This is a genomic window from Piezobacter thermophilus (assembly GCF_055386745.1).
In genome coordinates this window covers 624,751-645,923 of sequence record NZ_AP042380.1, presented here as the reverse complement: position 1 = coordinate 645,923, position 21,173 = coordinate 624,751, and the positions used below count along the sequence as shown (strand labels likewise).

Sequence of the window (21,173 nt, the reverse complement as noted above, 5' to 3'; positions counted from 1 at the left end):
TTCCTTTCCCAGTCCGTCACGAAACCGGCGCCTGCGGCGACCGGCGCCCCAGCAAGGTCCCGAAGAGGCCGGCGCGCCTTTCCATGGCCGGCTTCGACGTGCCCGCGCCCATATGCCTTGTCGCCGAGGCCGCGCCGGCCTTCCGGCCCATGCGCCGCAGCTCGCGTTCCTGCTCTTCCAGCCAGGCTTCCACGTCGTCGATGGGGTTGCCGAAAATGTCCACGAACCGGCGCCGCGGCTCGGGTCGGCCTTGTTCGGCATTGCCGAGGGCCTGATTCGCGGTCTCGCCATTGCGCCGGGGGCCGCGCGGTTCCACCCGATCGGCGCCTGCCTCGGCGATGGCCGCAGAAATGGCGCGCAGGATGTCGGCATCCTGCATCGCCGGAGTGTTGTCTTTCGCCGGCCGTTCGGCGCGGGCCGGACCGGCGATCGCGGCCAGCCAGTCCCGCGCGCTCTGGAACCGGTTGTCGGGGAACAGTTCCAGCGACCTGTCGATGGCGGCCAGAAACTCGCGGTCATACCACGGCGCGCGCGAGACCAGCGGCACGTAAGGGTCGGCCCCGCGCGTAGCCACTGCCGACAGGCGTTGCTGGCTGTCCGGCGGGGCCTCGCCGACGATGAGGTGGTAGAAGGTGGCACCCAGCGAATAGAGATCGCTTGCCGGGCACTGCGGCTCGTCCGACAGGTAGAATTCCTGCGGGGAATACCCGTCCTTGACCGCCGGAAGCGCCGAAACCGACCGGCTTTCGTGCGCCGCATATTCCAGCGCGGCGCCGAAATCGACCAGCGTCGGGTTGTCCTCGCCGTCCAGCAGGATGTTGTCCGGCGATATGTCGCGGTGCAGGATACCCTCTTCGTGGATGTAGCCAACGGCGTCAAGAACGCGCCGCAGGATGGAAGTCACGGTCTCGGGGGCAAGGCGGTCAGGCTGTTCTTCGAGCACCGTCAGAAGATCGCTTCCCTCCACGTAGTCGAGCGCCATGTAGGCGGTGCCGCGTTCCTCGAATACCTGGTGAACGCCGACGATATCGGGGTGATGCAACCTGGACAGGCGATGTGCCTCGCGGATGAAATGGCGCAGGATCGCCGAGAACTGGTCCTCCAGCCGGCGTGATCTGGCCTGCACGCGCCCGTCCACGCGGCGGCAGATGGCGCCGGGGAAACATTCCTTGATGACCACCGGCCGGTCGAGACTGTCCCGGGCAAGATAGGTGATCCCGAACCCGCCATGCACGAGGTATCGCTCGATCACGTATTGCCCGTGCAGCAGCCCGGTTCCCGGAGCAAGCTCTTCGGCAAATTCTTCTTCGGCCTCGATGACGTCGGGTCGCGCGATCATTGGAATGTCTTTCAGCAGCCATGTTTCCGCGAATGCGGGCGGGATTTCCGCTGGTGGCAAGTGTCTGACGAGAATGTGGTGAGAAAGTGGACGTGTTCGGAAAACATGATGGCAGAGGCCGCCGCGGACAGGCGGAACCGGCCCTGCCGGGCACGGGGCGGGGAAAACGGAAGCTGCCCGGGGAACCGCTCAGGACGTCCGATCGCCGCGCGCGGCCAGCAGATTCGTCAGCCAGTCGGGATCCATCTCGGGCACCGAGGACAGAAGAAGCTGCGTGTATTCGGGATGGGGCGGAGAGAGAATCTCGCTTTTCATGCCCTGTTCGATCACTTCTCCCTGATACATCACCACGATCTCGTCCGAGATGGCCTTCACCGTGGCGATGTCGTGGGTGATGAACATGTAGGTGATCCCGAATTCCTCCTGCAGGCGCAGAAGCAGGCGCAGGATGCCCTCCTGCACGATCTGGTCGAGCGCCGAGGTCACCTCGTCGCAGATGATCAGTTCGGGTTCCGCCGCAAGCGCCCGGGCGATGCAGATGCGCTGCTTCTGCCCGCCCGACAGTTCCGAGGGAAAGCGGTCGATGAAGGTTTCATCCAGCTCGATCATCTTCAGCAGTTCGACGACCCGCGCCTCGCGCGCGCGGCCCTTGAGCCCGAGATAGAATTCCAGCGGGCGGCCGATGATCTCTTCGACGGTCTGGCGCGGGTTCATCGCGGTATCGGCCATCTGGTAGATCATCTGGATCTTGCGGAGTTGGTCCTTGCTGCGGTCTTCGAGCCGCGGCGGCAGCGCCTCGCCATTGAAGCGCACCACGCCCCTGGTCGGCAGCAGAAGCCCGGTGATGACCCGCGCAGCCGTCGATTTGCCGGACCCGGATTCACCGACCACGGCCACGGTTTCCCCGCGGGGGATGGTGATGGTGACATCGTGCAGCACCCGGGCCGAACCGTAAGCGGCATCGACCCCCTCCATGGACAGGAGGATGTCTTTCCCCTTCTGCTCGGGTTTGTGCAATGCGCGCACCGACCACAGCGACCGCGTATAGGGTTTCTCGGGCGCGCTCAGCATCTTGCGGGTTTCTGCCTCTTCCACCTCTTCGCCGTAACGCAGGACCTTGATGACATCGGCCATCTGCGCCACCACCGCCAGGTCGTGGGTGATGTAGATCGCCGCGGTGTCGTATTCCTCGACGATCTTGCGCATCGCCGCCAGCACCTCGACCTGGGTGGTCACGTCCAGCGCCGTTGTCGGTTCGTCGAAGATGATGAGATCGGGCCGTGGCGACATGGCCATGGCGGTCATCACCCGCTGCAACTGCCCGCCCGAGACCTGGTGGGGGTAGCGTTCGCCGATATGTTCGGGGTCCGGCAGTTGCAGATCGCGGTAAAGCCGCACCGCGTCGGCGCGCGATTCGGCGTCGGGGCGCAGGTTCATGCGGTTGGCGGCCTCGACCGTCTGGTCGATGAGCCGGTGCGCAGGATTGAACGAGGCCGCCGCCGACTGCGCCACATAGGCGATGCGGGTGCCCCAGAGCCGGCGCTTTTCGGTTTCCGATGCCGCCCGCAGATCGATCCCGTCGAAGACGATCGATCCCCCGGTGATCCGCACGCCGGGCTGGGTGAAGCCCATGGCGGCCAGGCCCAGGGTGGATTTCCCTGCCCCCGATTCGCCGATCAGGCCCATCACCTCTCCGCGGCGCAGGGTCAGGCCCACGCCCTTGATGATCGGGTGCCATCTTTCATCCGAGAAGCCCTCGATGCGCACGTCGCGCATCTCCAACAGGATATCACCCTTGCCGCCTGCCGTGGAGTCAGAGGTCATCGCGCAGCCCGCTTGTCTGATGGAGGAACCAGTCCACGATGAAGTTCACCGCCACCGTCAGCAGCGCGATCGCCGCCGCCGGCAGAAGCGGCGTCAGCCCCGCCTTGAGATCGTACTTGGCGAACTGGATCAGCGAGGCATTGTCGCGCACCATCGACCCCCAGTCCGCGGTGGGCGGCTGGATGCCGACGCCGAGGAAGCTCAGCGCCGCGATCGTCAGGAACACGAAGCAGAAGCGCAGCCCGAACTCGGCCACCAGCGGGGGCATGATGTTGGGCAGGATCTCGCGCCGCATGATCCAGCCCAGCCCCTCGCCGCGCAGGCGCGCGGCCTCGACATAATCCATGACCACCACGTTGACCGCGACCGAGCGGGTCAGGCGAAAGACCCGGGTGCTGTCGAGGATCGCGATGATGAGGATCAGGTTGGGAATGGTCGAGCCGAAGATCGACAGCAGCATCAGCGCGAAGATCAGGCTGGGGATCGCCATCAGCACATCGACCGAGCGCGAGAGCAGCTGGTCCAGCCATGACCGGTTGATGGCGGCGACCAGGCCCAGTCCGCCGCCGATGGCAAAGGCCAGCAGCGTCGTGACCAGCGCAATGCCCATGGTGTTGCGCGCCCCATAGATCAGGCGCGACAGGATATCCCGCCCGATCTGGTCGGTGCCGAAGACATGCCCGCCCTCGCCCCATGGCAGAAAGGCGGGGAAGGAGCTATCGGCCTCGCCGTAAGGGGCCAGCCACGGGGCGAAGATCGCCACGAAGAAATAGAGGAACACGACGATCATGCCGAACCACGCCGTCGGTGGCGCCTTCCTGAGCACCATCCAGACGCGCTCGCGCCGCGAGCGGCGCTGCCGCACGGCCCCGACCTCGGCCGTCGCCGAATATGTTTCGGGGGGGTCGGGTGTCTGGGTCATCGCGGATGCAGCAGCCTCGGGTTGGTGACGATGCCTATGATGTCGGCGATCAGGTTCAGGATGATGTAGGTGGCGGCGAAGATGAGCGCGCAGGCCTGCACCACGGGGATGTCGCGCGTGGTCACCGCATCCACCATGAGCTGCCCGATGCCCGGATAGACGAACACCACCTCGACCACGACGACGCCCACGACCAGATAGGCAAGGTTGAAGGCGATCACCGTGGCGATCGGCGCCCAGGCATTGGGCAGGGCGTGCTTGAGGATCACCTCGGCCTGGCTGGCGCCCTTGAGCCGGGCCATCTGGATGTAGGGCGAGGCCAGAAGGTTGATGATCGCCGCCCGCGTCATCCGCATCATGTGTGCGACGATCACCAGCGTCAGCGTCATGGCGGGTAACGACACGCGGTACAATCGTTCGAAAAACGGCGTCGAGGCATCCACATTCGCAAGCGACGGAAAGATCGGCCAGAGCGAGCCGAACAGCAGGATCAGGATATAGGCCACGAAGAATTCGGGGGTGGCGATGGTGGTCAGCGTCAGAGCATTGACGACCCGGTCATAGACCGAGTTCCTGAAAAGCGCCGCCGTCAGCCCCAGAAAAAGCGCCAGAGGCACGGCGATCACCGCCGTCACGCCGGCCAGGAACAACGTGTTCCACAGCCGCGGTGCCACCAGTTCGCTGACCGGTCGGGAACGGTCCACTCCGGACGAGGCCCTCCCCGAGAACGAGGTGCCCAGATCGCCCTGCAGCACTGCGCCGAGCCATTCAACGTAGCGGACCGGGGCCGGCTTGTCGAGGCCGAGCTCCTTGCGGAAGGCGGCGACGGTTTCCTCGGTGGCGGCCTGTCCCAGCACCGCCTCGCCGAAATCTCCGGGCAGCAGGGAAATCGCACTGAAGATGATGACCGACACGACGAAAAGCGTGACGACCCCGAGCCCCAGCCGCTTGAAGATCGTCCTGACCACGGGATGCAAGAGCCGTTTCCCCCTGTTGATTCGCCTGTCCCCTTCCAGGCCGATCTGCCCGGCTTCCGTCCGGCACGGGGATCTTCACACTATTTTTGCATCGCCGAACCGGCAGCGCAACGAAAACGACGCCTGACCGACGAAAACGACATTGGCGGCGATACCGGCTCTGGCAGCCGGGAGGGCCCTGCATCGGCCCCGCCGTTCCGAAGCAAAGATTGCCGACGGATGAACGAAACGCTGGACATGAACGGGTGAATTTTGTGCAGTATCGGGTGGGTAGGGATCGCACGACCCCGGCGGGGCCGGGAGTTGGCGTGATCATGCGGCTTGGAACTCGCAAGACCCGAACATATCCAGGGAGGACCCCATGAAAGACCTTTTTCTGAAACTTCAGGCCAACCGCCTGACCAACGGCCAGATCGACCGCCGCCAGTTCATCACCTCGGCGCTTGCGGCCGGTGTGGTTCTGCCTGCGGCCCTGTCGCTGGCCGACAAGGCCATGGCGGCCGCACCCAAGCAGGGCGGCAAGCTGCGAATCGGGTCGGCACATGGTTCGACCACGGACTCGATGGACCCCGGCACTTACGAGAACGGCTTTTCCCTCAACATGGGCTTCCTTTACGGCAACTGCCTGACCGAGGTGGACAATACCGGCGAACTGGTTCCCGAACTCGCTGAAAGCTACGATTCTTCGGATGCGAAGACCTGGGTCTTCAAGCTGCGCAAGGGCATCCAGTTCCATAACGGTAAGACGCTGACCCCCGAGGACGTGGTCGCCACCATCAACTATCACCGCGGGGAAGATTCGAAATCTGCTGCCAAGGGACTGCTTTCCGCCATTACCGATGTCCGCACGGACGGCGACAGCGTGGTGTTCGAGCTCAGCGGAGCGAATGCCGACTTCCCCTATCTGATGAGCGACTATCACCTGATCATCCTGCCCTCCACCGACGGCAAGATCGACCCGCTGGCAGGCATCGGCACCGGCCCCTATTCCATCCAGAACTTCGAGCCGGGCGTGCGCGTGGCGGCCAAGCGCAACCCGAACTACTGGAAGGAAGGTCGCGCGCATTTCGACGAGGTGGAAATCCTGTCGATCATCGACGTGACCGCGCGCCAGAACGCGCTGATGAACGGGGACGTGGACCTGATCGATCGGGTGGACGCCAAGACGGTGAACCTTCTGTCGCGCAACCCGGCAATCTCGATCCTGGAAAAGACAGGTACGCTGCACTACACGATGCCGATGCGCGTGGACACGCCGCCCTTCGACAACCTGCACCTGCGGCTGGCGATCAAGCTGGCGGTCAAGCGGCAGGAGCTGCTCGACAAGATCCTTCTCGGGCATGGCGCACTGGGCAACGATCATCCGATCTCGCCGGCCATGCCATTCTATGCCGCCGACATCCCGCAGCGCGAATTCGACAAGGACAAGGCGATCTTCCACTACAAGAAGTCGGGCCATTCGGGCACGCTGCAGCTTTCGACGTCGGAAGCCGCCTTTGCCGGCGCAGTGGATGCGGCACAGCTGATCGCGGCCTCGGCCAGGGAATGCGGCATCGATATCGAGGTGGTGCGCGAGCCGAAGGACGGCTACTGGTCCAACGTCTGGAACAAGAAGCCGTGGTGCGTCAGCTACTGGGGCGGCCGTCCCACCGCCGACTGGATGTATGCGGCGGCCTATGTGAAGGACACCGAGTGGAACGAAACCGCCTGGCGCGACACCGAGGCCGCCAAGCGGTTCAACGAGCTGGTGGTCGCCGCGCGGGCCGAGCTGGACCCGGTCAAGCGGGCGGCGATGTATCGCGAAACCCAGCTGCTGATCCGCGACGACGGCGGCGCGCTGCTGCCGATGTTCGCCAACTACATCATGGGCGTGAGCAAGAAGCTGGCCCACGAAGATGCGGTTGCGGCGAACTGGGAACTGGACGGCGCCAAGGCCGCCGAAAGGTGGTGGTTCGCCTGAGCCCGGCCGGAAACGGCGGAAAAACCGGAGGCGGCGGCGGAACCTTCCGCCGCCGCCGACGTCTTCAGAGCGTTCCCGCATCCGTCCGCCCACGCCGGTCCGGGCGCAGGGCGGCATAGAGGACATGGGTGCGCCAGCGGCCGTTGATCTGGAGATAGGACTGGGCGACGCCCTCGTACTTGAAGCCACAGCTTTCCAGCAGCGCGCGCGAGGGCCTGTTCTCCGGCAGGCAGGCCGCCTCCAGCCGCGACAGATCCAGCCGCGAAAAGGCGTGATGCACCAGCGCGCCCACCGCTTCGCGCATGTAGCCCTGGCGGGCGAATTTCGCACCCACCCAGTAACCCAGCGTCCCCGCCTGCGAAGGACCGCGGCGGATGTTGTCCAGCGTCACCGCCCCAAGCAGTACCTGATCCTCGCGCCGGATCAGGAACAGCGGCACGGCCGAGCCGTTGGCCACCGACCGCTGCGCCCAGTAGACCCGGTTCGTGAACGCCTTGCGTGTCAGGTGATCGCTGGACCAGGCCGGCTCCCACGGGGTGAGGAAATCGCGGCTTTCGGCCCGCAGCGATGCCCACTGGCGGAAATCGGAATGGGTCGGCGGACGCAGTGTCATCCGCTCGGTTTCGATTTTCAGCTTGCGACGGGGAAGCAGCATCGGACGGGTTTCAGGCGGCGCGCCTCTCCTGCAGGCGGCTCAGGCTGGGCGCGGCCGCGATCGGGCCGTAAAGCGCCAGCGCCGCGGGGGCCTGCGTCGCCATGTGCTCGGCAAAGGCGCGCAAGCCCTGCAGGCTCACGGCGTCGATCCGCGCCACGGTTTCTTCAAGCGGCGGCACCCGGTCCCAGATCTGCACCATCCGGGCCAGCCGCTCGGCCCGGTTGGAGGAGCTTTCCAGCCCCATCAGCAACCCGGCCTTCATCTGTGCGCGGGCCCGCTCCAGTTCTTCGGCGGTGATGTCGGAGGCGGCGCGCCTGAGCTCGTCAATGGTGATCCCGGCCAGTTCGGCGATCTGTTCGGCGCTGGTGCCGGCATAGATGGTGGTGGTGCCGGTATCGGCATAGGCGCCGGCCTGGGCGAAGATCGTGTAGCACAGGCCGCGCCTTTCCCGGATCTCCTGGAACAGCCGGCTGGACATGCCGCCGCCCAGGACGCCAGCATAGATCTGCGCGGTATGAATCTCGTCGTCGCGATAGCCGGGACCTTCCAGCGCCAGCGCGAAATGCGCCTGTTCGAGATCCTTTTGCCGGCGCGCCTCGCCCCCGGTGAAGCGGGCCGGCGTCACCGCGCCCCGCTCAAGCGGCGGCAGGTGGCCGAACAGGCGCTCGGCCATGCGGACCAGTTCGTCGTGGTTCACCGCGCCCGCCGCGGAAAGGATCATCTGCCCCGGCCCGTAATGTTCGCCGACGAACCGCGCCAGGTCTTCGCGGGTGAAGCTGCGCACCCGCTCGCTGGGCCCCAGGATGGAGCGCCCCAGCGGCTGGTCGCGATAGCTTTCCGCCTGAAGCCAGTCGAAGATCACGTCGTCGGGAGTGTCGTGGGTCTGACCGATCTCCTGCAGGATCACGCCGCGTTCCACCTCGATCTCGGCGGCATCGAACAGCGGGTTGAGCAGGATGTCGGCGATCACCTCCAGCGCCAGCGGCACGTCGCCCGCCAGAACCCGCGCATAATAGGCCGTCACCTCGCGCGAGGTATAGGCGTTGATGTAGCCGCCCACATCCTCGATCGCCTCGGCAATCTGCAGGGCGGTGCGGTTGGTGGTGCCCTTGAACGCCATATGTTCGAGGAAATGGGCGATGCCGTTCTGTTCGGCCCGCTCGTGCCGGCCGCCGGCGGTGACCCAAACGCCGATGGCGGCCGACTGCAGGCCGGGCATGTGTTCACTGACGATGCGAAAGCCGTTGGCCAGTCGGTCGAGTTGAACGGTCACCTGGAAACCTGCCCCCTGATATGGTCCTCGATGGCGCCCAGGTCGTTGGCGATCCGGGTCAGGCGCTCGGGCCTGTCATACAGATCCGCCATGCGCGGGGGAAGGGGCGGATGCACGCCGCTGGCCTCTTCCACCGCGGCGGGAAACTTGGCCGGATGGGCGGTGGCGAGCGTGATCATCGGCACCTCGGGGCGGCGCATCTCGTTGGCAACCTTCACCGCCACCGCGGTGTGCGGACAGATCAGTTCGCCGCTTTCGCGCAAGGTGGCGGCGATGGTGGCGCGCGTTTCATCCTCCGAGGCCGAGCCGGAATCGAAATCTTCCCGCAGCATCTCAAACGCGCCCTGGCTGACTTCGAAGCGCCCCCGGGCAGAGAGCTCATCCATCAGTTGCGCCACCGCCGCTCCGTCGCGCCCATAGGCGTAGAACAGGGCGCGCTCGAAATTGGAGCTGACCTGGATGTCCATGGACGGGCTGATCGAGGGGCGGGTCTGCCCCTTCACATAGCCCTGCCCCGACAGGCAGCGGTGCAGGATGTCGTTCTGGTTGGTGGCCACCACCAGACGGTCGATGGGCAGCCCCATGCGCCTGGCGATGAAGCCGGCGAAGATGTCGCCGAAATTGCCGGTGGGCACGGTAAAGCTGACCTGCCGGTGGGGCGCGCCCAAGCTGACCGCCGCATAGAAGTAATACACGACCTGCGCCAGCACCCGCGCCCAGTTGATCGAATTGACGCCCGCCAGCCGCAGCTCGTCGCGGAAGGCGAAGTCGTTGAACATGTCCTTCACCCGCGCCTGGCAGTCATCGAAATCGCCCTTCACCGCCAGCGCATGCACGTTCGCATCCGCCACCGTGGTCATCTGCCGGCGCTGCACCTCGGAGACGCGGCCATCGGGGAAGAGGATGAACACGTCCACCGCATCGAGTCCCCGGAAGGCCTCAATCGCCGCCGAGCCGGTGTCGCCGCTGGTGGCGCCGACGATGGTCACCCGCTCGCCCCGGCGCTTGAGCGCCAATTCGAACAGCTGGCCGATCAGCTGCATGGCGAAGTCCTTGAAGGCCAGGGTCGGGCCGTGGAACAGCTCCAGCAGGAAGTGATTTGGTGCCAGCTGCTTGAGCGGCGCGCGGGCGGCGTGACCGAAACCGGCATAGGCGCGCGCAATGGCCCCGCGGAATTCGTCGTCGGAAAAACTGTCTCCGACGAAGGGGCGCATCACCCGAAAGGCGGTTTCCTCATAGCTCAGCCCGGACAGCGCCGCGATCTGATCGGCCTCCATCCGGGGGATCGTCGCGGGCACGTAAAGGCCGCCATCGCGGGCCAGACCGGTCAGCATCGCCGCCTCGAAATCCAGTTCCGGCGCTTTTGAGCGGGTCGAGACGTATTTCATCATGCATCACTCGTTTTGCGGGCGCGGTTGCGCCACAGGAAATAGGCGGTCATCAGGGCCCAGACCAGCGCCAGCCCGTACCATGTCACCGCGTATTGCAGGTGATTGTTCGGAATCCCGGCGGTGTCCACCGGTAAAGGTGTCACCCCCGGATCGGTCCGTGACCGCGCGATGACCAGAACCGGATCGGTTTCCAGCTCGGCGGCCAGGGCCGGCACGTCGCGGGCAAACCAGATTTCGGCCTTGCGGTCCGGTTCCGGGGTGAAGCTGTCGATCTCGTCCGGCCAGTGCAGATTTCCCACCACCGTCATCCGCCCGGTGCGGCGGCTGCGCTCCTTCGCCTGGGTCGGCACGAAGCCGCGATCGATCAGGATGCGCCGGCCGTCATCGGTACGAAAGGGCGCGATGATGCGATACCCGGCACCGAAATCGCGGGTCGAGATGAGAACCGCGATTTCGCCCGGCTCCATCGTCCCGCTCACGGTGACGGCAAGATACTTGTCGGTGTCCGGGTCGGGTTGCGCGGGAATCGGGACCGGATCTTCGCCCAGGCGCGCCTGAATTTCGGACAGGACCGCCTCTTTCCACTGCAGGCGCCGCACCTGCCAGTTGCCCAAGGACACCAGCACGGCAAGCCCGGTCACACCGAAGACGAGAAGAAACAGGATGGAGCGCATGAGTGATCCGTCCGTCAAAGGGAAAGGCGCGCGGGGATCGTCCCGCGCGCCCCGTTGTGTTGCCCATCGCCCGCGGAAATGCAACCGCGGCAGGCACCGGGCCTACATCACCACGGCAGTACCCCAGATATACACGGCGAAGAACAGGAACAGCCACACCACGTCGACGAAGTGCCAGTACCAGGCGGCGGCCTCGAAGCCGACATGCTGTTCCGGCGTGAAGTCGCCCTTGATGGCACGCACGAGGCAGACCATCAGGAAGATCGTCCCGATGATGACATGCGCCCCGTGGAAGCCGGTGGCCATGAAGAAGTTCGAATAGAAGATGTCGCCGCCGAAGGTCCAGCCGTCCTCGAGGATGAGGACGCCGTATTCGTAGGCCTGCAGCCCCGTGAAGGCCAGGCCCAGCACGATGGCGATGGCCAGGCCGTTGATCAGCGCCTTGCGGTTGTTTTCATGCACGAGGGCATGGTGCGCCCAGGTGACGGCAACGCCCGACAGCAGCAGGACCACCGTGTTGAGCAGCGGCACGTGGAAGGGATCGACCGGGACATATTCCGGCGGCACATATTCGGTGCCGGCATATTCCGACATCGGATACATGGCGTGCTTGAAGAACGACCAGAACCAGGCGGCGAAGAACATCACCTCGGAGGTGATGAACAGGATGAACCCGTAGCGCAACCCGAGACGGACCACCGGCGTATGATCGCCGGTCCTGGCTTCGCGCACCACGTCGGCCCACCAGCCGATCATCACGTAAACGACGCCAACCGCCCCGATCCAGAACAGCCACGGCGTGATGTCGCGCATCCACAGGACTGCGCCGAAAAGCATGACGAAGGCGCCGACGGCCCCGAGGAAGGGCCAGACGGAGGGCGCCAGAATATGGTAGTCGTGGTTCTTTGCATGTGCCATGTCAGTGTCCCTCACCTCTTGGCCTGGTTCAGTTTCTTCTCTGCCTGCCCTTGCGCTTCAAGCGACGCGTAGTCCTCGGGCAGGTCGATTTCATGGAAAGTGTAAGACAGCGTGATCGTGTGGATGTATTTCGCCTCCGGGTCGTTCACCAGCTCGGGATCGACGAAGAAGGTCACCGGCATCTGGACCCGTTCGCCCGGTTGCAGCACCTGCTCGGTAAAGCAGAAGCAGGCGATCTTTTCGAAATAGGCGCCGGCGGAATAGGGCGTGACGTTGTAGGAGGCCTGCCCGGCGATGGGGCGATCGGTGGGGTTGTAGGCCTCGTAGAAGGCAAGGCCGGTCTCGCCGATGCGGAGTTCCATGGTGCGTTCGACGGGCCTGAACTCCCACGCCATGCCGCGTTCGATGCTGGCGTCGAAGCGGACCTTGATCGTCTGGTCGAGGATCACGTCCGAACCCGTCTCGGCCACGTCCGTGGTGCCGCCGAAGCCGGTCACCTTGCAGAACCAGTTGTAGGCCGGCACCGAGGCCCAGGCCAGCCCGCCCATGACCACCACCACGCCCACGAGGCGGAACGCGGTGCGCGCGGGGTTGGCGTTTTCGCGGTTCGGCTGCCTGGACATCACGGCCTCCCCCCGCTTGCCGAAGGCGGCGCGTAGGGCGCCACGAAATCGCCGTTGGAGATCTTCGCCATGGTCAGGCCGAAGACGATGGCAACGAACGCCAGCAGCGTCAGGCCCAGCCCGACATTGCGGCTCATCCGGCGGCGGTGCAGCTCGTGAAGCGGTTTCAGAGTCATACCCAACCTCCCAGCCCCGCGGGCTTCAGCAGCGCCTCGGCGAGGATGGCGCCGAAGTGCAGGAACAGATAAAGCAGCGACAGTCTGAAAAAGCCCCGCTCGGCGGCGAAGTCGTCCGCCTCGGCGGCCGCTTCGTCGCGCCGCCAGATGCGCAGCGCGCCGCGCAGGAACAGAAGGTTCATCGCCACCGCCACGATCAGATAGAGCGGGCCGCCGATATCGGTGAAGGCGGTCCCCACCGACAGCACGGCCAGAAGAACCGTATAGACGAGGATATGCACCCGCGTCGCCCGGCGACCATGGGTGACCGTCAGCATCGGCACGCCCGCGTCGTCGTAATCCGAGCGCATGAACAGCGCCAGCGCCCAGAAATGCGGCGGCGTCCACATGAAGATCAGGGCAAACATCAGCCACGGCTCGATGGCCATGCCGCCGGTCGCCGCGACCCAGCCGATCACCGGCGGAAAGGCTCCGGCGGCGCCGCCGATCACGATGTTCTGCGGCGTCCGCCGCTTGAGCCACATCGAATAGATCACGACATAGAAGAAGATGGTGAAGGCCAGAAGGGCCGCGGCGGCGATGTTCGTGGCCAGCGCCAGCATGACCACCGCAAAGCCCGACAGCGCCAGCCCCAGCGCCAGCGCCTCGCCGGCCTCGACCCGCCCCGACGGGATCGGCCGGTTCCGGGTGCGCCGCATCAGCCGGTCGATATCCGCATCCCACCACATGTTCAGCGCCCCCGAGGCACCGCCGCCGATGGCGATGAACAGGATCGCGCTGAAGGCGATCATCGGATGCACCGTCCCCGGCGCCGCCACCAGCCCGACCAGCGCCGTAAAGACCACCAGCGACATCACCCGCGGCTTGAGCAGGGCGAAATAGTCGCCGAATCCTGCCTCGTCCTCGCGAATGCCGGTGTTGAGGCTGACGTCGCTCATGCGGATTCTTCTCCGGGCTGGCAGGCGGCGGGCATGGCGCGCCCGCGCCCCTGGACCTCAGTTCGATGCCACCTTGTAGTTCTGCGGGAGGCCTGCGAATTCTTCCTTCGCCCGCGCCAGCCATGCCTGGTAGGCCTCTTCCGAAACCACCTTCACGGTGATCGGCATGTAGGCATGGTTCTTGCCGCACAGCTCGGAGCACTGGCCGAAATACACGCCCTCGCGGTCGGCCTTGAACCACAGCTCGGCCAGCCGCCCGGGCACGCCGTCCTGCTTCACCCCGAAGGCGGGGATGGTCCAGGAATGGATCACGTCCGACCCTGTCACCTGCATCACGATGACCTTGCCCTTGGGCAGGACCACCGCGTTGTCGGTGGCAAGAAGATACTCGTCTTCACTGTAGCCGTAATCGGCAAGATCCTCCTTCGCCAGCATGAAACTGTCGAAGCCGAAGCCTTCGTCCACGTATTCGTAGCTCCAGTACCACTGGTTGCCGGTGACCTTGATGGTGATGTCGGCCTCGGGAATTTCCTGCTGGCGGAACAGCTCGGGCAGCGAGAAGGCGCCGATGAACACGAGGATGAGGATCGGCCCCACCGTCCAGAGGATCTCGATCGGGGTGTGATGGGTGAAAGAGGCCGGTTCTGGATTGGCGCGGCGGTTGTAGCGGACGATGATCACCAGAACCAGCGCCACCACCAGCACCACGATCGCGGTAATGATGACCAGGATGAGATAGTCGAGCGACTGCAGCCCGCGCGCAAGGTCGGTCGCAGCCGGCTGGAAGCCCACGCCGCCGGGAATCGGCTTGCCAACGGTTTCGAGCCCTTCCAGGCCATCCTGTGCCAGAGCCGGCACGCTCGAAAGGGCCGCGAAAAGGCCCGATAGCGTCAGTGCGTTCTTCATCTTCTGTCCTGATCGGTTGATCGCGTTGTTCCTCACCACCGACCCTGAATCCACTGGACACGGGCCGGTCCCGTTGTCATTGCGATCTTAAAAAACATAATCGAGGTACCAAATAAAGCGAAATGCTTGCGGCAAACGGACGCTTTCTTTGATTTGGATCAAATTCGCCCGTTTGAGCTGGATCAAATTGCGAGTCTACGGCACATGTCCACCCCTTCCTTCCTTCCGTTCGAATCACTCCTGCCCCTGGACGAGGCGATTCGCATCCTTCGGGCAGCGGCCGATGGCGCCGATGATGGCGAGCTGTTCGTCGAGCGCCGCAAGTCCGAGGCGCTGGTGTTCGATGACGGGCGCCTGCGCTCGGCCAGCTATGACGCGTCCGAAGGGTTCGGCCTGCGCGCGGTCTGCCGCGAAGTCACGGGCTATGCCCATTCCACCGATGTCTCGATCCCCTCGCTCAAGCGCGCGGCCGATACGGTTCGCCTTGCGGTCGGGGATGGTGGCGGCACGCTGGCCGACGCTCCGCCCGCCACCAACCGGCATCTCTATACCGATGCGGACCCGATCGCCGGCATCGACTTTCCGGTGAAGGTGGAGACGCTCAAGGCGATCGACGCCTTCGCGCGCGATCTCGATCCGCGGGTAGTCCAGGTCAGCGCCAGCATTGCGGCCTCGATCCAGGAAGTGGCAATTCTGCGGCCCGACGGCGTGATGGTCACGGATACGCGCCCGCTGACGCGGATCAATGTCTCGGTCATCGTCGAGCAGGGCGGGCGGCGCGAAACCGGCACCGCCGGCGGCGGCGGCCGGATCGGGCTGGACGGGCTGATCGCCCCCGAATCCTGGCGGGCGAAGACGCGCGAGGCGCTGCGCATCGCCCTGGTCAACCTGGACGCCGAACCCGCTCCCGCCGGCGTGATGGAGGTGGCGCTGGGCCCCGGCTGGCCGGGCATCCTGCTGCACGAAGCGATCGGGCACGGGCTTGAGGGGGACTTCAACCGCAAGGGATCGTCCGCCTTCGCGGATCTCATGGGCAGGCAGGTCGCGGCCCGTGGCGTGACCGTGGTGGATGACGGCACCATTCCCGACCGGCGCGGCTCGATCACCGTCGATGACGAGGGCACCCCGTCCCGGCGCAACGTGCTGATCGAGGACGGGATTCTGGTGGGCTACATGCAGGACCGGCAGAACGCCCGTCTCATGGGCATGGAGCCCACCGGCAACGGCCGCCGCCAGTCCCATGCGCATCGGCCGATGCCGCGCATGACCAACACGATCATGCTGGGCGGTGATTCGGACCCTGCCGACCTTGTGGCCGAAATCCGCGACGGGATCTGGGCGGTCGGCTTCGGCGGCGGACAGGTGGACATCACCAACGGCAAGTTCGTGTTTTCGTGCACCGAGGCCTATCGGGTGAAGAACGGCAAGGTCGGCGCCCCGGTCAAGGGCGCCACGCTGATCGGCGACGGCCCGACGGTGCTCAGGCACATCCGGGGACTGGGCAATGACATGGCCCTGGATCCGGGCCTGGGCAACTGCGGAAAGGATGGCCAGTGGGTGCCGGTGGGCGTGGGACAGCCGACCGTTCTGATCGAGGGGCTGACAGTGGGGGGCGCGGCGGCCTGACCGCCCCCCGATCGCCCGGGTCTGCCGGCACCGGAAAAAGTCTGCAGGAAATTCCGACGGGATTCACCCCCTGTTAACGACAGTTCGCCTAAACCGATCCCGCAACAGGCGGAGCGACGGATGACCGGAGAACAACACTCTTCCACTCACCCCCCACTCCCACCCACCACGGAAGACGACCGGTTTTCGTGGCTTCGCCTCTTGCGCTCGCGCCGGGTCGGTGTGACCACGTTCCACCGCCTGATGGCCGAGCATGGCACGGCGCAGAAGGCGCTGGCCGCGCTGCCTGAAGTGGCGCGCGCCGCCGGAGTAGAGGGGTATGAAACATGCCCGGCCGGCGTGATCGAAGCCGAACTCAAGGCCGCAAAAGCCGCCGGCGCGCGGCTTTTGTGCCTTGGGTCGCCGGACTACCCGGAGACGCTGGCGCAGCTGGACGATGCCCCGCCCATCCTGTGGGCCGTCGGCGATATCGGCCTGCTGAAGCGGCCGGCGGTCGCGCTGGTGGGGGCACGCAACGCATCCTCGCTGGGCACGCGCATGGCCCGCAACCTGGCCCGCGACCTCGGCGCCGAAGGCTGCACGATCGTTTCGGGCCTGGCTCGGGGCGTCGACGCGGCGGCCCATCTCGCCGCGCTCGACACCGGCACGATTGCGGTCATGGCCGGTGGGGTGGACGTGATCTATCCGCCCGAGAACGCCTCTCTCGCCGACAGCATCGCGCGCAAGGGTCTTCTTCTTTCGGAACAGCCCATGCGCCTTGCCCCCCGGGCGCAGCACTTCCCGCGCCGGAACAGGATGATTTCGGGCCTGGCCCGCGGGGTGGTGGTGGTCGAGGCTGCGGTGCGGTCGGGGTCTCTCATCACCGCCCGCGACGCGCTGGACCAGGGCCGCGAAGTGATGGCCGTGCCGGGCCACCCGTTCGACGCCCGCGCCGCCGGCTGCAACATGCTGATTCGCGACGGCGCGCATCTGGTGCGCAACGCCGCGGATGTTCTGTCCGCACTGCCGCCCCTCGTCGTCGAGAGTGCGCCGCGGCAGCCGGACATGCTGCGCGACATTCCCCCCCCCCCGCCCGAGCGGCGCAGCCTGCGGGAAACGGCGGCGCTGCACCAGCAGATCCTGTCCCGCCTTGGGCCGTCGCCGGTGGCCGAAGACCAGATCGTTCGCGACCTGGCGGTGCCGGCCCGACAGATCGGCCCGGTTCTCGTCGATCTGGAACTGGAGGGACACATCAACCGGCAACCGGGCGGGTTGCTGAGTCTTGCCCGCCCCGACTGAACCGGCTGCGCGCCTTCGCACATCCTGGCCGCGCAAAGGCGCATCCCCACGGGAAGAAACCCGAGCCGAAGGAAGCCGGAGGCGAACAACCGGGGCTTGCCTGCCTCCCCTCTGGCCCGGTCCCGCTGCGGGAAGAGGGTTCCCGGTTCGCACCGGGCCGGTGGATGGCTGTCCCCGCCCCGGCGCCAGAGGCGAAGCAGAGGCGAAAATGTGCGGATTGACAATCGGCGCTTGTGCACCACATGTTGCGCCGCCATAGAACGCGCCCAGCACCGAGCCAGGAGGTTTTCCCCTAAATGCCCGTCGTCGTTGTCGAATCTCCGGCCAAGGCCAGGACAATCAACAAGTATCTCGGTCCCGATTACAAGGTTCTCGCCTCTTACGGCCATGTTCGCGACCTGCCCGCGAAGGACGGATCGGTCGATCCCGACCACGGATTCGAAATGAAATGGGAGATCGACCCGGACAGTCGCAAGCACGTCAAGGCCATTGCCGACGCGCTCAAGGAGGACAACGCGCTGATTCTCGCCACCGACCCCGACCGCGAGGGCGAGGCGATCAGCTGGCACCTGCAGGAGGCACTGACGAAACGCCGCGCCATCAGGAAGGACACGCCCGTCTCCCGCGTGACCTTCAACGCCATCACCAAGGATGCCGTGACGAAGGCGATGACCAATCCCCGGCAGGTGGACATGCCGCTTGTCGAGGCCTATCTCGCCCGCCGCGCGCTGGACTATCTCGTGGGCTTCAACCTCTCGCCGGTGCTGTGGCGCAAGCTTCCCGGCGCGAAATCGGCCGGACGCGTGCAATCGGTCTGCCTGCGCCTGATCGTCGAACGCGAGATGGAAATCGAGGCCTTCCGCCCGCGCGAATACTGGACGGTCAAGGCCATGCTCGCCACCCCGCGCGGGCAGGAATTCGAGGCCCGGCTGACGGTTCTGGCCGGGCGCAAGCTCGACAAATACGATATCGAGAACGAAACCCAGGCCGAACTGGCCGTGCAGGCCGTCGAAAGCCGCGATCTGGCCGTGACCTCGGTGGTGGCCAAGCCGGCCTCGCGCAAGCCTGCCGCCCCCTTCATGACCTCGACCCTGCAGCAGGAAGCCAGCCGGAAATTCGGCATGGGCGCCCGCCAGACCATGAGCGCGGCGCAGCGGCTCTACGAGGCGGGATACATCACCTACATGCGGACCGACGGCATCGACATGGCGCCCGAGGCGGTCGCGGCCACCCGCCGGGCGATCGAGGCCCTCTATGGCCCGGAGTACCTGCCGAAAAGCCCGCGCATCTACAAGAACAAGGCCAGGAATGCGCAGGAGGCGCATGAATGCATCCGCCCCACCGACATGATGCGCCGGGCGCGCGATCTGAAGGTGACGGACGAAGATCAGCGCAAGCTTTACGACCTGATCTGGAAACGCACCATCGCCTGCCAGATGGAGGCCGCGCGGCTGGAACGCACCACCGTCGAAATCTCCAGTGCCGACGGGCAGGTGGGGTTGCGCGCCACCGGTCAGGTGGTGCTGTTCGACGGCTTCCTGCGCGTCTATGAAGAGGGTCGCGACGATGTGGCGGCGGACGAGGACGACCGCCGCCTGCCGCAGATCGTGCAGGGCGAGGCGGTCGAGAAGCGCCGGGTCACCCCCGAGCAGCATTTCACCCAGCCGCCGCCGCGCTATACCGAGGCCACGCTGGTCAAGCGGATGGAAGAACTGGGAATCGGCCGCCCCTCGACCTATGCCAGCATCGTCACCACGATCCAGGACCGCGGCTATGTCCGCAAGGAGAAGGGCCGGCTGATCCCCGAGGACAAGGGGCGCCTGGTCACCGCCTTCCTGATCAACTACTTCCCGCGCTATGTCAGCTACGACTTCACCGCCGGGCTGGAGGACGAACTGGACCACATCAGCGCCGGCGAGGCCGATTATCGCGAGGTGCTCTCGCGCTTCTGGCGGGATTTTTCGGCCGCGATCGCGGAAACCTCCGAGCTGCGCATCTCGGAGGTTCTGGAAAAGATCGACGAGGTTCTGGCCCCGCATCTCTACCCGCCCCGCCCCGATGGCGGCGATCCGCGGCAATGCCCGCTGTGCGGCAAGGGGCGGCTGTCCATGCGCACCTCGCGCGCGGGCGGGGCCTTCATCGGCTGTTCGAACTACCCCGAATGCCGCTACACCCGCCCCTTCGGCCCGCCGGGCACCGAAAGCGACGAGATCGGCCCCGACGGCAAGCTGCTGGGCCATGACGACGGCCTGCCGGTGACGCTGCGCAAGGGGCGTTTCGGGCCGTTCGTCCAGAAGGGCGAAGCCACCGAGGACAACCCCAAACCGCCGCGCGCTTCGATCCCCAAGGGCTGGGACCTGGACGAGATCGACCTGGAAAAGGCGCTGATGCTGCTGAACCTGCCGCGCCAGATCGGCCCGCACCCGGAAGATGGCGAGATGATCGAGGCCGCGATCGGCCGCTATGGCCCCTATGTGCGCCACGGCAAGACCTACGCCAATCTCAAGGACGTGAACGACGTCTTCACCATCGGCATCAACCGCGCGGTGGACGAACTGGCGAAGAAGGCCGCCCGCGGCAATGGCCGGGGTGCCGCGGCGGCTCCGATCAAGGAGCTGGGCGAACATCCCGAACATGGCGGCCCGGTCAACGTGATGAACGGCCGCTATGGCCCCTATGTGAAATGGGACAAGATCAATGCGACCCTGCCCAAGGATGTCGAACCGACGGATGTCACCATGGACATGGCGGTGCAGCTGATTGCCGAAAAGGCCGCGAAAAAGGGTGGGCGCAAGAAGGCGAGCACCAGGAAAAAGACGGCCGGGAAACGCAGCGCCGCGGCCGGAAAGGGCTGATCCGGCCTTGCCCGGATCGCCAGGCGGTGCGCCTGCCGGGGATAGGTAGAAATACCTGATCCGGCCAGGCTTTGTTGACTTGCCGCCGGCGCAGCGGCAAAAACGCGCCACACCGCGTTTTGGGGAGTCTTCCATGAAAAAAGTCTATGCCAATGCCGCCGAGGCGCTCGACGGTCTGCTGCATGACGGCATGTTCATCGCGGCCGGGGGCTTCGGTCTTTGCGGCATTCCCGAACTGCTGCTGCAGGCGATCCGCGACTCAGGCGTCAAGGATCTGACCTTTGCCTCCAACAATGCCGGGGTTGACGATTTCGGCATCGGTATTCTGCTCCAGACCCGGCAGGTGAAGAAGATGATCTCGTCCTATGTGGGCGAGAACGCCGAGTTCATGCGCCAGTATCTGAGCGGCGAGCTGGAGCTGGAATTCAACCCGCAGGGCACGCTGGCCGAACGCATGCGCGCCGGCGGGGCGGGCATTCCCGGCTTCTACACGAAAACCGGCGTCGGCACGGTGATCGCCGAGGGCAAGGAGCACAAGGAATTCGACGGCGAGACATACATTCTCGAACGCGGCATCGTGGCCGACCTGTCCATCGTCAAGGCGTGGAAGGCGGACGAGACCGGCAACGCCATCTTCCGCAAGACCGCGCGCAACTTCAACGTGCCGGCGGCCACCTGCGGGCGCGTCTGCGTGATGGAGGTGGAAGAGATCGTGCCTGCCGGCAGCCTCGACCCCGACAACATCCACCTGCCCGGCATCTATGTGCATCGCCTGATCCAGGGCGAGCACGAGAAACGAATCGAACAGCGCACCGTGCGCCAGCGTGAGGAGGCCTGA

Annotated in this window: 18 protein-coding genes; 5 read left to right on the top strand and 13 right to left on the bottom strand. The window is 65.6% G+C overall.

What is annotated here, in order from left to right:
* Positions 1 to 16 precede the first annotated feature (16 nt).
* The 4 genes from ACZ5CM_RS02995 to ACZ5CM_RS02980 form a co-directional block, all read right to left on the bottom strand.
* The gene (locus tag ACZ5CM_RS02995; protein WP_464641132.1) at positions 17 to 1,339 is read right to left on the bottom strand and encodes a serine/threonine-protein kinase; all 1,323 of its coding nucleotides are present in this window, start codon (positions 1,337 to 1,339) and stop codon (positions 17 to 19) included.
* Positions 1,340 to 1,528: 189 nt separating this feature from the next.
* Positions 1,529 to 3,163 (bottom strand): ABC transporter ATP-binding protein, encoded by a 1,635-nt coding sequence (locus ACZ5CM_RS02990; protein WP_464641130.1) that lies wholly within the window; start codon positions 3,161 to 3,163, stop codon positions 1,529 to 1,531.
* Positions 3,153 to 4,085, bottom strand: a complete 933-nt coding sequence (locus ACZ5CM_RS02985; protein ID WP_464641128.1) for an ABC transporter permease — start codon at positions 4,083 to 4,085, stop codon at positions 3,153 to 3,155. Before ACZ5CM_RS02985 ends, ACZ5CM_RS02990 begins: the two co-directional genes overlap by 11 nt.
* Positions 4,082 to 5,062 carry an ABC transporter permease gene (locus ACZ5CM_RS02980; protein ID WP_464641126.1) on the bottom strand — a complete coding sequence of 327 codons (981 nt, stop codon included), beginning with the start codon at positions 5,060 to 5,062 and terminating at the stop codon, positions 4,082 to 4,084. The genes ACZ5CM_RS02985 and ACZ5CM_RS02980 overlap by 4 nt, the downstream gene beginning before the upstream one ends.
* Before the next feature lie 361 nt (positions 5,063 to 5,423).
* Between ACZ5CM_RS02980 and ACZ5CM_RS02975 the strand changes: the two genes are divergently transcribed.
* Entirely contained in the window at positions 5,424 to 7,022 is a 1,599-nt protein-coding gene (locus ACZ5CM_RS02975; protein ID WP_464641124.1) for an ABC transporter substrate-binding protein, read from the top strand.
* 64 nt (positions 7,023 to 7,086) lie between these two features.
* Here the strand turns inward: ACZ5CM_RS02975 and ACZ5CM_RS02970 are convergent, their stop codons facing one another.
* The 9 genes from ACZ5CM_RS02970 to coxB form a co-directional block, all read right to left on the bottom strand.
* The gene (locus tag ACZ5CM_RS02970) at positions 7,087 to 7,677 is read right to left on the bottom strand and encodes a GNAT family N-acetyltransferase (RefSeq protein ID WP_464641122.1); all 591 of its coding nucleotides are present in this window, start codon (positions 7,675 to 7,677) and stop codon (positions 7,087 to 7,089) included.
* Between the two features lie 10 nt (positions 7,678 to 7,687).
* Positions 7,688 to 8,950: a M16 family metallopeptidase gene (locus ACZ5CM_RS02965; RefSeq protein ID WP_464641120.1), complete on the bottom strand. Its 1,263-nt coding sequence runs from the start codon at positions 8,948 to 8,950 to the stop codon at positions 7,688 to 7,690.
* A complete protein-coding gene (gene thrC, locus ACZ5CM_RS02960) occupies positions 8,947 to 10,338 on the bottom strand; it encodes a threonine synthase (RefSeq protein WP_464642465.1) in 1,392 nt (463 codons plus the stop codon). The genes ACZ5CM_RS02965 and thrC overlap by 4 nt, the downstream gene beginning before the upstream one ends.
* Positions 10,338 to 11,015, bottom strand: a complete 678-nt coding sequence (locus ACZ5CM_RS02955) for an SURF1 family protein (protein ID WP_464641118.1) — start codon at positions 11,013 to 11,015, stop codon at positions 10,338 to 10,340. The genes thrC and ACZ5CM_RS02955 overlap by 1 nt, the downstream gene beginning before the upstream one ends.
* 102 nt (positions 11,016 to 11,117) lie before the next feature.
* Entirely contained in the window at positions 11,118 to 11,933 is an 816-nt protein-coding gene (locus tag ACZ5CM_RS02950; protein ID WP_464641116.1) for a cytochrome c oxidase subunit 3, read from the bottom strand.
* Positions 11,934 to 11,944: 11 nt separating this feature from the next.
* Entirely contained in the window at positions 11,945 to 12,556 is a 612-nt protein-coding gene (locus ACZ5CM_RS02945; RefSeq protein ID WP_464641114.1) for a cytochrome c oxidase assembly protein, read from the bottom strand.
* Positions 12,556 to 12,732, bottom strand: coding sequence for a hypothetical protein (locus ACZ5CM_RS02940; RefSeq protein WP_464641112.1), 177 nt, complete (start codon positions 12,730 to 12,732; stop codon positions 12,556 to 12,558). The genes ACZ5CM_RS02945 and ACZ5CM_RS02940 overlap by 1 nt, the downstream gene beginning before the upstream one ends.
* On the bottom strand, positions 12,729 to 13,670 hold the full coding sequence (gene cyoE, locus ACZ5CM_RS02935; RefSeq protein WP_464641111.1) for a heme o synthase: 942 nt from the start codon (positions 13,668 to 13,670) through the stop codon (positions 12,729 to 12,731). The genes ACZ5CM_RS02940 and cyoE overlap by 4 nt, the downstream gene beginning before the upstream one ends.
* Before the next feature lie 57 nt (positions 13,671 to 13,727).
* Positions 13,728 to 14,576 (bottom strand): cytochrome c oxidase subunit II, encoded by an 849-nt coding sequence (gene coxB, locus ACZ5CM_RS02930; RefSeq protein WP_464641109.1) that lies wholly within the window; start codon positions 14,574 to 14,576, stop codon positions 13,728 to 13,730.
* A 204-nt stretch (positions 14,577 to 14,780) separates the two neighbouring features.
* Between coxB and tldD the strand changes: the two genes are divergently transcribed.
* The 4 genes from tldD (at position 14,781) to ACZ5CM_RS02910 (ending at position 21,173) form a co-directional block, all read left to right on the top strand.
* Complete coding sequence (gene tldD, locus ACZ5CM_RS02925; protein ID WP_464641107.1) at positions 14,781 to 16,202, top strand: metalloprotease TldD; 1,422 nt, start codon at positions 14,781 to 14,783, stop codon at positions 16,200 to 16,202.
* A 120-nt stretch (positions 16,203 to 16,322) separates the two neighbouring features.
* A complete protein-coding gene (gene dprA / locus ACZ5CM_RS02920; RefSeq protein ID WP_464641105.1) occupies positions 16,323 to 17,480 on the top strand; it encodes a DNA-processing protein DprA in 1,158 nt (385 codons plus the stop codon).
* A 296-nt stretch (positions 17,481 to 17,776) separates the two neighbouring features.
* On the top strand, positions 17,777 to 20,335 hold the full coding sequence (topA, locus tag ACZ5CM_RS02915; protein ID WP_464641104.1) for a type I DNA topoisomerase: 2,559 nt from the start codon (positions 17,777 to 17,779) through the stop codon (positions 20,333 to 20,335).
* 133 nt (positions 20,336 to 20,468) lie between these two features.
* Positions 20,469 to 21,173 (top strand): CoA transferase subunit A, encoded by a 705-nt coding sequence (locus ACZ5CM_RS02910; RefSeq protein WP_464641102.1) that lies wholly within the window; start codon positions 20,469 to 20,471, stop codon positions 21,171 to 21,173.

What these genes read in the sequence shown, in the direction of transcription:
- thrC (WP_464642465.1), bottom strand. Translation starts at nt 10,338, where the DNA reads ATGAAATACGTCTCGACCCGCTCAAAAGCGCCGGAACTGGATTTCGAG.
- ACZ5CM_RS02995 (WP_464641132.1), bottom strand. Translation starts at nt 1,339, where the DNA reads ATGATCGCGCGACCCGACGTCATCGAGGCCGAAGAAGAATTTGCCGAA.
- topA (WP_464641104.1), top strand. Translation starts at nt 17,777, where the DNA reads ATGCCCGTCGTCGTTGTCGAATCTCCGGCCAAGGCCAGGACAATCAAC.
- coxB (WP_464641109.1), bottom strand. Translation starts at nt 14,576, where the DNA reads ATGAAGAACGCACTGACGCTATCGGGCCTTTTCGCGGCCCTTTCGAGC.
- dprA (WP_464641105.1), top strand. Translation starts at nt 16,323, where the DNA reads ATGACCGGAGAACAACACTCTTCCACTCACCCCCCACTCCCACCCACC.
- ACZ5CM_RS02910 (WP_464641102.1), top strand. Translation starts at nt 20,469, where the DNA reads ATGAAAAAAGTCTATGCCAATGCCGCCGAGGCGCTCGACGGTCTGCTG.
- ACZ5CM_RS02970 (WP_464641122.1), bottom strand. Translation starts at nt 7,677, where the DNA reads ATGCTGCTTCCCCGTCGCAAGCTGAAAATCGAAACCGAGCGGATGACA.
- ACZ5CM_RS02990 (WP_464641130.1), bottom strand. Translation starts at nt 3,163, where the DNA reads ATGACCTCTGACTCCACGGCAGGCGGCAAGGGTGATATCCTGTTGGAG.
- ACZ5CM_RS02945 (WP_464641114.1), bottom strand. Translation starts at nt 12,556, where the DNA reads ATGTCCAGGCAGCCGAACCGCGAAAACGCCAACCCCGCGCGCACCGCG.
- ACZ5CM_RS02950 (WP_464641116.1), bottom strand. Translation starts at nt 11,933, where the DNA reads ATGGCACATGCAAAGAACCACGACTACCATATTCTGGCGCCCTCCGTC.
- cyoE (WP_464641111.1), bottom strand. Translation starts at nt 13,670, where the DNA reads ATGAGCGACGTCAGCCTCAACACCGGCATTCGCGAGGACGAGGCAGGA.
- ACZ5CM_RS02940 (WP_464641112.1), bottom strand. Translation starts at nt 12,732, where the DNA reads ATGACTCTGAAACCGCTTCACGAGCTGCACCGCCGCCGGATGAGCCGC.
- ACZ5CM_RS02985 (WP_464641128.1), bottom strand. Translation starts at nt 4,085, where the DNA reads ATGACCCAGACACCCGACCCCCCCGAAACATATTCGGCGACGGCCGAG.
- tldD (WP_464641107.1), top strand. Translation starts at nt 14,781, where the DNA reads ATGTCCACCCCTTCCTTCCTTCCGTTCGAATCACTCCTGCCCCTGGAC.
- ACZ5CM_RS02975 (WP_464641124.1), top strand. Translation starts at nt 5,424, where the DNA reads ATGAAAGACCTTTTTCTGAAACTTCAGGCCAACCGCCTGACCAACGGC.
- ACZ5CM_RS02955 (WP_464641118.1), bottom strand. Translation starts at nt 11,015, where the DNA reads ATGCGCTCCATCCTGTTTCTTCTCGTCTTCGGTGTGACCGGGCTTGCC.